Source organism: Undibacterium hunanense (assembly GCF_014284335.1).
Classification (GTDB): domain Bacteria; phylum Pseudomonadota; class Gammaproteobacteria; order Burkholderiales; family Burkholderiaceae_D; genus Undibacterium; species Undibacterium hunanense.
Window position 1 is genome coordinate 123,474 of sequence record NZ_JACOGF010000005.1, and the last position, 12,224, is coordinate 135,697.

General features: G+C 52.4%; 10 protein-coding genes. All 10 read left to right on the plus strand.

Features of this window, described 5'->3' with window-relative positions:
- Positions 1-31 precede the first annotated feature (31 nt).
- The 10 genes from gyrA to lapB all read left to right on the plus strand — a co-directional run bounded on the left by gyrA (position 32) and on the right by lapB (position 12,219).
- A complete protein-coding gene (gene gyrA, locus H8L32_RS11655; protein WP_186947407.1) occupies positions 32-2,680 on the plus strand; it encodes a DNA gyrase subunit A in 2,649 nt (882 codons plus the stop codon).
- Positions 2,681-2,686: 6 nt separating this feature from the next.
- The gene (gene serC, locus H8L32_RS11660; protein WP_186947408.1) at positions 2,687-3,790 is read left to right on the plus strand and encodes a 3-phosphoserine/phosphohydroxythreonine transaminase; all 1,104 of its coding nucleotides are present in this window, start codon (positions 2,687-2,689) and stop codon (positions 3,788-3,790) included.
- A 269-nt stretch (positions 3,791-4,059) separates the two neighbouring features.
- Positions 4,060-5,133: a prephenate dehydratase gene (gene pheA, locus H8L32_RS11665; protein ID WP_186947409.1), complete on the plus strand. Its 1,074-nt coding sequence runs from the start codon at positions 4,060-4,062 to the stop codon at positions 5,131-5,133.
- A gap of 7 nt (positions 5,134-5,140) precedes the next feature.
- Positions 5,141-6,049: a prephenate dehydrogenase gene (locus H8L32_RS11670; protein WP_186947410.1), complete on the plus strand. Its 909-nt coding sequence runs from the start codon at positions 5,141-5,143 to the stop codon at positions 6,047-6,049.
- A gap of 53 nt (positions 6,050-6,102) precedes the next feature.
- Positions 6,103-7,440 carry a 3-phosphoshikimate 1-carboxyvinyltransferase gene (gene aroA, locus H8L32_RS11675; RefSeq protein WP_186947411.1) on the plus strand — a complete coding sequence of 446 codons (1,338 nt, stop codon included), beginning with the start codon at positions 6,103-6,105 and terminating at the stop codon, positions 7,438-7,440.
- A gap of 30 nt (positions 7,441-7,470) precedes the next feature.
- Positions 7,471-8,148: a (d)CMP kinase gene (gene cmk, locus H8L32_RS11680; RefSeq protein WP_186947412.1), complete on the plus strand. Its 678-nt coding sequence runs from the start codon at positions 7,471-7,473 to the stop codon at positions 8,146-8,148.
- 149 nt (positions 8,149-8,297) lie between these two features.
- On the plus strand, positions 8,298-10,001 hold the full coding sequence (gene rpsA, locus H8L32_RS11685; RefSeq protein WP_186947413.1) for a 30S ribosomal protein S1: 1,704 nt from the start codon (positions 8,298-8,300) through the stop codon (positions 9,999-10,001).
- A 25-nt stretch (positions 10,002-10,026) separates the two neighbouring features.
- Positions 10,027-10,332 (plus strand): integration host factor subunit beta, encoded by a 306-nt coding sequence (locus tag H8L32_RS11690; RefSeq protein ID WP_110256992.1) that lies wholly within the window; start codon positions 10,027-10,029, stop codon positions 10,330-10,332.
- Between the two features lie 260 nt (positions 10,333-10,592).
- On the plus strand, positions 10,593-10,907 hold the full coding sequence (locus H8L32_RS11695; RefSeq protein WP_186947414.1) for a LapA family protein: 315 nt from the start codon (positions 10,593-10,595) through the stop codon (positions 10,905-10,907).
- A gap of 136 nt (positions 10,908-11,043) precedes the next feature.
- Positions 11,044-12,219 carry a lipopolysaccharide assembly protein LapB gene (gene lapB, locus H8L32_RS11700; protein WP_186947415.1) on the plus strand — a complete coding sequence of 392 codons (1,176 nt, stop codon included), beginning with the start codon at positions 11,044-11,046 and terminating at the stop codon, positions 12,217-12,219.
- Positions 12,220-12,224 lie beyond the last annotated feature (5 nt).

The window sequence follows — 12,224 nt, forward strand, 5'->3', positions numbered from 1 at the left end:
ATTAACCAAGCTCTAATTTGCCGGCCCGCCAATGGATCAATTCGCAAAAGAAACACTCCCGATTTCCCTTGAAGAAGAAATGCGCAAAAGCTATCTCGATTACGCGATGAGCGTGATCGTAGGTCGAGCTTTGCCGGATGTGCGTGATGGCTTAAAGCCTGTGCATCGTCGCGTATTGTTCGCGATGCACGAAATGAACAACGTCTATAACCGCCCCTTCGTCAAATGTGCGCGTGTGGTCGGTGAAGTCATGGGTAAGTACCATCCCCATGGCGATGCCTCCATTTACGACACGCTGGTGCGTATGGCGCAGGATTTTTCCCTGCGGTATACGCTGGTTGATGGCCAGGGCAACTTCGGCTCCATCGACGGTGACAATGCTGCGGCGATGCGTTATACCGAGTGTCGCCTGGACAAGATCGCCAATGAAATCCTGGCAGATATCGAAAAAGAAACGGTCGATTTCGTTCCCAACTATGACGGTAAAGAGAGAGAGCCTTCGGTTCTTCCTACCCGTATCCCGAATCTGCTGATCAATGGCTCATCCGGTATTGCGGTGGGTATGGCGACGAATATTCCGCCACATAACATTACCGAAACCATTAATGGTGCCCTGCATGTCTTGCGCAATCCTGATTGTACGATCGATGAACTGATCGAGATCATCCCTGCGCCAGACTTTCCTACCGGTGGCATTATCTATGGTGTGTCTGGTGTGCGCGATGGTTATCGCACTGGCCGTGGCCGTGTGGTCATGCGCGCCAAGACCCACTTTGAAGAATTTGGCAAAGATAGCCGTACCGCACTGATCGTTGATGAGCTGCCTTTCCAGGTGAACAAGAAGTCGCTGCTGGAACGTATCGCCGAGCTGGTGCGCGACAAAAAGCTGGATGGTATTTCTGATATCCGCGATGAATCCGATAAATCGGGTATGCGCGTGGTCATCGAACTCAAGCGTGGCGAAGTACCTGATGTGGTACTGAATAATCTGTACAAGCAAACGCAGTTGCAAGACACCTTCGGCATGAACATGGTGGCCCTGATGAACGGCCAGCCTAAATTGCTGAACCTGAAGGAAATGTTGTCCTGTTTCCTGTCGCACCGCCGTGAAGTCGTAACGCGTCGCACCCTGTTTGAGCTGCGCAAGGCGCGTGAACGTGGTCATGTCCTGGAAGGTCTGGCCGTTGCGCTGGCGAATATTGATGATTTTATCGCCATCATCCGCGCTGCGCCTACGCCGCCGATTGCGAAACAGGAATTGATGACCCGTGCCTGGGATAGTTCCATGGTGCGTGAGATGCTGGTGCGCACTGCGGCCGACAATTCTGGTGGCGTTGACGCTTTCCGTCCAGAGAATTTGCCCAAGCATTACGGCATACAGCCAGATGGTCTGTACAAACTGTCTGACGACCAGGCGCAAGAAATCCTGCAAATGCGTTTGCAACGCCTGACCGGTCTGGAACAAGATAAGATCGTCAATGAATACAAAGACGTCATGGCAGAAATCGCCGATTTGCTGGACATCCTGTCCAAACCAGAACGCGTCACCGTCATCATTACTGATGAGCTGACCCTGGCCCGCAATGAATACGGCGAAGGCAATAAAGACGTACGCCGCTCAGAAATCACCCATAACGCCACTGACCTGGGTACAGAAGACCTGATCACGCCGCAAGATATGGTCGTGACCCTGTCGCACACTGGTTACATGAAATCGCAACCCCTGTCCGAATACCGCGCGCAAAAACGTGGTGGCCGTGGCAAGCAGGCGACAGCAACGAAGGATGATGACTGGATCGAGCAACTCTTCGTGGCCAATACCCATGATTACATCCTGTGCTTCAGTAACCGTGGCCGCATGTACTGGCTCAAAGTATGGGAAGTGCCACAAGGTTCGCGTACATCACGCGGCAAGCCGATTGTGAATATGTTCCCATTGCAGGACGGTGAAAAAATCACGGTTATCCTGCCTTTGTCTGGCGACAACCGTACTTTCCCTGAAGACCATTATGTCTTCATGTCCACCAGTCTGGGCACGGTCAAGAAAACACCTTTGACTGACTTCAGCAATCCACGTAAAGCCGGCATTATCGCGGTCGATCTGGATGAAGGCGATTTCCTCATCGGTGCAGCACTGACCGATGGCAAGCATGACGTCATGCTGTTCTCTGATTCCGGCAAGGCAGTACGCTTTGATGAAAACGATGTACGTCCTATGGGTCGTACTGCCCGTGGCGTACGCGGTATGAACCTGGATGAAGGCCAGCAGGTCATTGCATTGCTGGTGGCTGAAAATGAACAGCAATCCGTCTTGACTGCAACTGAAAACGGCTTCGGCAAACGTACACCTATTACTGAATACACCCGTCATGGCCGTGGCACCAAGGGCATGATCGCAATTCAGACATCCGAACGTAACGGCAAGGTTGTGGCAGCAACGCTGGTTGAAACCACCGACGAAATCATGCTGATTACCACCGGCGGCATTTTGATACGCACCCGCGTTTCTGAAATCCGTGAAATGGGCCGTGCGACCCAGGGCGTGACTCTGATCGCGGTGGAAGACGGTACCAAGCTGTCTGGTCTGCAACGTATCGTGGAAACAGATGCTGATCCTGAATCACCAGATGCAGGCAGTGACAGTGAAGGCAGTGCACCAGAAGCCGATGCAGCGGAGTAAATCATCATGACGACGATCTACAATTTCTCTGCAGGCCCGGCAGTATTGCCGAAAGAGGTATTGCAGCAAGCCGCTGCCGAAATGCTGGACTGGCATGGCAGTGGCATGTCCGTCATGGAAATGAGTCACCGTGGGCCAGAATTTATGTCCATCCTCGCTGCCGCGCAAAGCGATTTGCGCGAGCTGCTGGCGGTGCCGGACAATTATAAAATCCTGTTCCTGCAAGGCGGTGGTCTGGGCGAAAACGCCATCGTCCCCATGAACCTGATGGGGCGCAAGCCACAGCCGGCAACCGCAGATTTTGTGCATACAGGTTCCTGGACGGGCAAGTCCATCAAGGAAGCAAAAAAATATGGCAATGTGAATATTGCAGCTTCCGGCGAGGCTGGGCGTTATACCAGCGTGCCTGCACGTGATAGCTGGAAGCTGACACCAGATGCTGCCTATGTGCACCTGTGTACCAATGAAACCATTGATGGCGTTGAATACCAGTTCGCCCCTGATGTGGCGGCAGAAACAGGCGGTGCACCTATCGTTGCCGACATGTCTTCGCACATCCTGTCGCGTGTGATTGATGTATCGAAATACGGCGTCATCTTTGGTGGTGCGCAAAAAAATATCGGCCCGGCTGGTCTGACCATTGTCATCGTGCGCGAAGATTTGCTCGGCCATGCCTTGCCCATCTGTCCGTCTGCCTTTGACTGGAAAGTCGTTGCTGACAATGATTCCATGTACAACACCCCGCCGACTTATGCGATTTATATCGCTGGCCTGGTCTTTCAATGGCTGAAGCAACAGGGTGGTGTGGCGGCGATGGAGCAAAAGAATATCGCCAAGTCCAGTTTGCTCTATGAATACCTGGATTCCACAGATTTTTATGAAAACCGGGTAGATAAAGGCAGCCGTTCACGCATGAATGTGCCGTTCTATCTGAAAGATGAAAGCCTGAATGCGGCATTTCTGGCAGAAGCCAAGGCCAATGGCCTGTTGCAATTGAAAGGCCATAAATCGGTAGGCGGCATGCGTGCCTCGATTTATAACGCCATGCCGATGGAAGGCGTGCAGGCATTGATCAGCTTTATGCAGGCGTTTGCTCGCAAACATTCTTAAGCCCTGTGCTTAAAGCCAGGGTTTAAAGCCAGCACAAGGTTTAAGCCAGCACTTAAAACATAAGGCGTCTGTTTTGACTACACTATAGACAGACGCCATTAGATATTTTCATCATCAGCCCTTTCTGAGCATGGTACTCACCATCACCTGGAAACCGTGGCGCTGATGAACCGGGTCAAAAGCCCGGCGAAAAAAGTATATCCGGCGAGGCACATGCGCTACAGTATTGCTGCCTGCCCACCCCTGTCAAACACGGTTTTTAGGTCATTATGAGCGACAATAAATTACTCCCCCTGCGCATCAAGATCGATGCCATCGATGCACAAATCCTGGATTTGCTGAACCAGCGCGCCCGTGTGGCCGAAGAAGTCGGCCATGTCAAGGCTGAAACCAATGCACCGGTATTTCGTCCGGAACGCGAAGCGCAAGTTTTGCGTGGCGTGGCAGAGCGCAATCCTGGCCCCTTGCTCAGCGATGATATACAACTGATCTTCCGCGAAATCATGTCTGCTTGCCGTGCGCTGGAACGTCGCGTGGTCGTGGCTTTCCTTGGCCCTGTCGGTACTTTCAGTGAGCAGGCTGTATACAAGCAGTTTGGTCACGCGATACAGGCTTTGCCTTGTGTGTCGATTGATGAAGTTTTTCGCGCGACCGAAGCCGGCACGGCTGATTTTGGTGTCGTGCCTATCGAAAATTCATCTGAAGGCGCGATTAACCGCACGCTGGATTTGCTCTTGCAAACCAGCCTGGCCATCAGTGGCGAGCTGGCAATACCTGTGCAGCATAGTCTGATGACCAAATCCGGCAATATGGAAGGCATCAGCCGTATCTGCGCCCATTCACAGGCACTGGCCCAGTGCCAGGCCTGGTTGAACCAGCACTATCCGCATGTGGAAAGACAGGCCGTTGCGTCGAATGCCGAAGCGGCACGCATGGCCAGCGGTGATTTTACCGTTGCCGCCATCGCCAGCGAAATTGCCGGTCACCAGTACAACCTGGGCATCGTTTCTGCACATATTCAGGATGATCCGCATAACCGTACCCGTTTTGCTGTGATTGGCCGCCTGCATACCACGCCTAGCGGCAAGGACCAGACTTCCATCGTGCTGGCAACGCCCAACAAGGCCGGTGCTGTGTATAACCTGCTGGCCCCGCTGGAAAAGCATGGCGTCTCGATGACGCGTTTTGAGTCACGTCCTGCACGTACCGGCAATTGGGAATATTATTTCTATGTAGACGTCGAAGGCCATGTCATGGATGGCAAGGTCGCAGCCGCCATGGCCGAACTGAATGACAAGGCAGCCTTCTTCAAGGTGCTGGGTTCTTACCCTTGTACCTTGTGAGATCGTGATGCAAAAAGCTTTTAAACGCATCGCCATTTTTGGCGTAGGTTTGATCGGTGGTTCGTTTGCCCTGGCCTTGAAAAAGGCGGGCGCAGTGGAACAGATAGTCGGGGTAGGGCGCAGCCAGGCATCGCTGGAAAAAGCGCAGCAACTGGGCATCATTGATGAAATTGCTGTCAATGCCGAACAGGCGCTGCTGGATTGTGACCTGGTGCTGATTGCTGCACCCGTGGCACAAACCGGCGCGATATTGGCGGCAATTTATCCGCATCTGCAGCCGGGCACCATTGTGACCGATGCAGGCAGCACCAAGGCCGATGTGGTGGCAGCCGCACGCGCCAATCTTGGTGAAAAGATAGCGCAATTTGTACCTGCGCATCCGATAGCCGGGCGTGAGCTGAATGGGCCGGAAGCAGCACTGGTGGATTTGTATGTGGGCAAAAAAGCCGTCATCACCCGCCTGCCAGAAAATACGGATGCCGATGTGGCGAGGGTGGCCTGGGCCTGGCAACAATGTGGTGCCATCATCCATCATCTGGAGCCAGCGGCCCATGATGCCGTGTTTGCTGCTGTCAGTCATTTGCCGCATTTGCTGGCCTATGCGCTGGTGGATGATATTGCCCGCAAGCCGCATGCCGATACCCTGTTTCAGTATGCCGCCAGTGGTTTTAGGGACTTTACCCGTATCGCCGGTTCATCGCCAGAAATGTGGCGTGACATCAGCCTGGCGAACCGGGCCGCAATGTTGCAGGAACTGGATTCTTACACTGCCAGGTTGGCTATCTTGCGTCAGCATCTGGTGGATGCAGACAGCGCCGGTATCGAAGGTATTTATGCCAATGCCCAGCGCGCACGCCATAACTGGATCAGCGCCATCGAGGCAGCCGAAAAACAGCAGCGTGAAGGTGGGGATTGATAACGCTGATGCGTTTCTCTCGCTTTCAAACTCAGATCAGAATTGAATAGACCATGACACAAGCAAGCAAACATTATCCGCATCACATCGATCTGCAACCTGTCATGCAGGTGCAGGGCACAGTCAAATTGCCCGGTTCAAAAAGTATTTCCAACCGGACACTGTTGCTGGCGGCGCTGGCAGAAGGCAAGACCCGGATCATGGACTTGCTGGCATCGGATGACACGATGGTCATGTTGAATGCACTGAACCAGCTTGGCGTGCACTGGGAGCAGGATGGTGATACCCAGAATTACACGGTAGAAGGTGCCAAGGGGCATTTCCCCAAACATCAGGCTGATTTGTTCATGGGTAATGCCGGTACAGCCATCCGTCCACTGGTCGCCGCTTTGGCAGTCCTGGGTGGTGATTACACCATTCATGGCGTGCACCGCATGCATGAACGTCCCATTGGTGATCTGGTTGATGCATTGAATGAAGCCGGCGCACAGATTGAATATACCGGCAACCCCGGTTACCCGCCCTTGCACATACGCCGTGGCCATGTTCATGCCCAGCGTTTGCAAGTCAAGGGTAATGTCTCCAGCCAGTTTTTGACCGCCCTGCTGATGGCGGCACCTTTGATGGTGCGAGAACATGATGTGACTATCGAAGTCATAGGCGAACTGATCTCCAAGCCGTATATAGAAATTACCCTGAACCTCATGCAAAAATTTGGCGTGACGGTAGAGCGTGATGGCTGGCAAGCCTTTACAGTCAAAACGGGGCAGCACTATGTGTCGCCTGGTGTGATCCATGTGGAAGGTGATGCCTCATCTGCATCCTATTTCCTGGCGGCGGGCGCGATTGCTGGCGGCCCTATCCGGGTTGAAGGTGTAGGCAAGGCCAGCATACAGGGCGACGTGCGCTTTGCCGAAGCACTGGAAAAAATGGGCGTGACGATTACCCGGGGCGATAACTGGATAGAAGCCAGCTCAAATGGCACCTTGCAAGCTATTGATATGGACTTTAATCATATCCCCGATGCCGCCATGACGATTGCGGTCGCGGCCCTGTATGCCAATGGCACCACGACCCTGCGCAATATTGCCAGCTGGCGCGTGAAGGAAACCGATCGTTTGTCCGCCATGGCGACTGAATTGCGCAAATTGGGTGCAACGGTGGAAGAGGGTGCTGATTATATGAAAGTCACCCCACCAGTGGAGATTTTGCCGGCGACCATAGATACTTACGATGATCATCGCATGGCAATGTGTTTCTCTTTGGCAAGTTTGGACGGTCATGCCCGCCGTGGTGCTACTATGCGCATCAATGATCCGAAATGCGTAGCAAAGACCTTCCCTGATTATTTCGAGGTGTTTGCAAGGATAAATCACAAAGATTTGTTTTAATCCCTTGTTTTAAAAGGCTTTCTTGTATTTATGACTACCCGTAGTCCTGTTATCACTATTGATGGTCCCACCGCTTCCGGCAAAGGCACGGTGGCGCACAGGGTGGCCAAGCATCTGGGGTTTCATTACCTGGATTCTGGCGCACTGTACCGCCTGACCGCCCTGATGGCTGGTCGCCAGGGTATTGCCCTGGATGATGAGGCTGCTATTGCTGTAATGGCAAGGACCTTGCCTTGCCGTTTTGTTCATGGCCATGTTTTTCTGGAAGAAGCAGATGTCACCGATGCCGTCAGGGCAGAAGAAGTCGGTGTCGCCGCCTCGCGCATTGCGGTTTTGCCTGCAGTCCGGCAGGCACTGGTTGATTTGCAGGTGGCTTTTCGCAATAAGCCCGGCCTGGTGGCAGATGGGCGCGATATGGGAACTGTCATCTTTCCCGATGCCAGCTTAAAAGTTTTCTTAACAGCAAGTGCCGAGGCGCGCGCAAGCCGTCGATATAAGCAATTGATTGAAAAGGGAATTTCTGCTAATATGGAAAACTTGGTAAAAGATTTGATGGAACGTGATGCAAGGGATAGTGCCCGTGCAACAGCGCCACTCAAACCCGCGCCAGACGCGATCATCCTGGATACCTCTGAATTAACTGCTGAAGAAGCAGTCAGTAAAGTGCTGGTCTGGTATGCGCAAACACAGACAAACAACGCCATATAAACTGCAGTAACGGTTGTGGTGAAGTTTGCAGGTGTCGTTTCAAGTGCCTTTATTGACGCAAGGTTAATAAAGGGATGTTCAACCTAACCCGGTAAATAGTACCTTTGTACTCTTCCGGCTAACTTGTAAATACTATGTCTACTGTTTTCATGTCCCAAGATTTCGCAACCGGTGCAGATAGCTTCGCAGCTTTGTTCGAAGAATCCCTGTCACGTCAGGATATGCGTTCCGGTGAAGTGATTTCTGCTGAAGTCGTCCGTATCGACCACAACTTCGTGATCGTTAACGCTGGCTTGAAGTCTGAAGCCTTTATCCCTGTTGAAGAATTCAAAAACGACCAGGGCGACCTGGAAGTTAATATCGGCGATTTCGTTTCCGTAGCGATTGATTCGCTGGAAAACGGTTTCGGCGACACTATTTTGTCCCGTGACAAAGCTAAACGTCTGGCTTCCTGGCTCGCGCTGGAAAAAGCGCTGGAGTCTGGCGAGATCGTTACTGGTACAGTTAATGGCAAAGTTAAAGGTGGTCTGACTGTTCTGACGAACGGCATCCGCGCTTTCTTGCCAGGTTCTTTGGTTGATACACGCCCAGTTAAGGATACAACTCCTTACGAAGGCAAAACCATGGAATTCAAAGTTATCAAGCTCGACCGCAAACGTAACAACGTTGTGCTGTCCCGCCGCGCTGTTGTTGAAGCGTCCATGGGCGAAGAGCGTCAAAAACTGATGGAAACCCTGAAAGAAGGCACAGTGGTTACTGGTGTTGTTAAAAACATCACTGACTACGGCGCGTTCGTTGATCTGGGTGGCATCGATGGCCTGTTGCACATCACCGACCTGGCATGGCGTCGTGTACGTCACCCTTCCGAGGTGTTGACAGTTGGTCAGGAAATCACTGCAAAAGTATTGAAATTCGACCAAGAGAAAAACCGTGTTTCCCTGGGCGTAAAACAACTGGGCGACGACCCATGGACAGGTTTGTCCCGTCGTTACCCAGCGAACACACGTCTGTTCGGTAAAGTAACGAACCTGACCGACTACGGCGCGTTCGTTGAAGTCGAGCAAGGTATCGAAGGTCTGGTTCACGTTTCCGAAATGGACTGGACGAACAAAAACGTTGCACCAAACAAAGTTGTTCAATTGGGCGACGAAGTTGAAGTCATGGTTCTGGAAATCGACGAAGAACGTCGTCGTATCAGCCTGGGCATGAAACAGTGCAAAGCCAATCCTTGGGATGATTTCGCGATCAACCACAAGAAAGGTGACAAAGTTCGCGGCGCGATCAAGTCCATCACTGACTTCGGCGTATTTATCGGTTTGTCTGGCAATATCGACGGTCTGGTACATTTGTCTGACCTGTCCTGGAATGAAACAGGCGAAGAAGCTGTTCGTCGCTTCAAGAAAGGTGACGAACTGGAAGCCATCGTTCTGGCTATCGATGTTGAGCGTGAGCGCGTTTCCCTGGGCGTTAAACAACTGGAAGGCGACCCATTCAACAACTACTGCGCAATGAATGACAAAGGTGCAGTTGTCGTTGGTACAGTTAAATCTGTTGAAGCCAAAGGCGCAGTAATCCAGTTGGCAGACGACGTTGAAGGCTACCTGCGTGCATCCGAAATCTCCCGCGACCGCGTGGAAGATGCTGGTACACACCTGAAAGTCGGCGACAGCGTTGAAGCCCTGGTATTGAACATTGACCGCAAAGCTCGTGGTATCCAATTGTCTATCAAAGCTAAAGATAGCGTTGAAACACAAGAAGCCATGCAAAAAATGTCCACTACTGATTCCAACGCAGCATCCGGCACAACCAGCCTGGGCGCTTTGTTGAAAGCCAAGCTCGACAATAAAAACTAAGCTTAGGTCATAAGGTTTTATTCGTATGACTAAGTCGGAGCTGATAGCTCGTCTGGCAGAGCGATATCCGCAACTGGTAGCAAAGGATGTGGATATCGCTGTTAAAACCATACTCGACGCCATGTCGGATGCCCTGGCAACCGGGCAGCGCATAGAGATTCGTGGTTTTGGCAGCTTTGCACTGAACAGTCGTCCACCACGCATAGGCCGTAATCCCAAATCGGGTGACAAGGTGATGGTGCCTGAAAAACGGGTGCCGCACTTTAAACCAGGCAAGGAATTACGCGAGCGTGTTGATGCCATGGTCGGACAACCTATACACGATGACTGAACTCGTTTGAGTTTGGAATTTGGGTTCGAATTATTTGGCTTCGAAAGCGATGTAAAAATAAAAACGGCATATCGGTACTCCGATATGCCGTTTTTTTTCAGTACAATGCACTTTTATAAAATGTAGACTACCAGGACAGCCCCACCATGCCAGTGTGGCAGTGGCATAATGGGCAAATGGAGCAAGGCTGGCGCAGGTGCGCTTGCAAGTGACAGCCAGTTTGCCGGGTTTTGTTCCTGTTTATCTTCTAGGATGCATACATGAAATATATCTCCAGGTTTCTCGCAGTGGTGCTGTTTATCTTTTTCTTTGGCTTCGCCCTGAAAAATGATCAGATTGTCACCCTGCAATACTTCTTTGGTTACCAGCAATCGGCACCGCTGGTCATCATGCTGCTGATTTTCTTCGCCGCTGGCGCCAGTTTGGGGGCTTTGGCCATGGTGCCCATGGTGTTCCGTCATCGCCGGGATTTGTCCAAGCACAAGAAAACCCTGGCCGAAATTGAAAAAGAACGTGAAGCTGCGCAAAGGGCAAGCACACAGGCACCGCCAGCTGATAGCATTCGCAATACCTGATACCAGCAAGGCTGACACGGCATGGAGCATGTTTAAGACTGCACACGTCAGCCGCAGTAAATAATCGCAGTGAGCAATCGCAGTGAGCAAAAGCAGCATACCCAGTCTTGGGCCTGTTCAATAAGAAAAAATACATATGGAATTTGAAATTTGGTGGTTGCTGGGCATACCCCTGTTTTTTACACTGGGCTGGGCTGCGGCACGTATCGATATCCGGCAACTGATCTCTGAATCACGCAGCCTGCCGCGCGGCTATTTCAAGGGGCTGAATTTCCTCCTGAATGACCAGCCGGACAAGGCCATTGATGCCTTTATCGATATCGTCAGGCTTGATCCTGAAGCTGTGGACCTGCATTTCGCCCTAGGTAATCTGTTTCGCCGTCGTGGTGAAACCGAGCGCGCCATTCGTGTGCACCAAAACCTGCTTGCCAGGCCCGATCTGCCAACCGAACAAAAAACCCAGGCCATGTATGAACTGGGGCAGGATTACCTGAAAGCCGGTCTGCTGGACCGGGCCGAAGAAACCTATAACCAGCTCGTGAATGGCCCGTTTGAAGCGCAGGCACGGCGAGCCTTGCTGGAAATTTACCAGCGTGAAAAAGAATGGGCGCGTGCCATCGAGGCCGCAAATGCCTTGCAGGAATGTGGTGCCGGTGGCCGGCAAAAAGAAGTCGCCCAGTTTTATTGCGAAATCGCGCAGGATGAGCTGGTGCACACCAATGCCGATGCCGCCCTGGCCATGCTGGACCGTGCCCTGGCCGCTGACCGCCACAATGTCCGTGCGATTATCCTGATGGGTGATGTGTTTCTGGCCAATGGCGATGTCGAAAGAGCCGTCCTGACCTGGCGCCGGGTTGAGCAGCAAAGCGTGCCGCATGTGGCCCTGGTGGCCCAGCGCCTGATGGATGGTTATCGTAAGCTGGACCGGCCGCAGGAAGGCTTGAACCTGTTGAAAAACTACCTGGCTGAAGCGCCGTCTATCGACTTGCTGGAAGTCGTCTTCAAGGCCACGCAAGAACTGGAAGGCATTGAGGCGGTTAATCTGCTGGTAAGCGATGAACTGCGTCGTACACCGACCTTGCTGGGCCTGGATAAACTGCTTGATGCGCGCCTGATGTCAGCACCGCCGGAAGTTCGCCCTGAGCTGGCTGTGGTGAAAAACCTGGTGCATGGCTATGCCCAAAAGCTGGCACGCTATCAGTGTTCACATTGCGGTTTCAAGGCAAGACAGTTTTACTGGCACTGCCCGGGTTGCAGCAGGTGGGAAACCTATCCGCCGCGCAGGACGGAAGAGTTGAATGTCATGAATTAAGAACT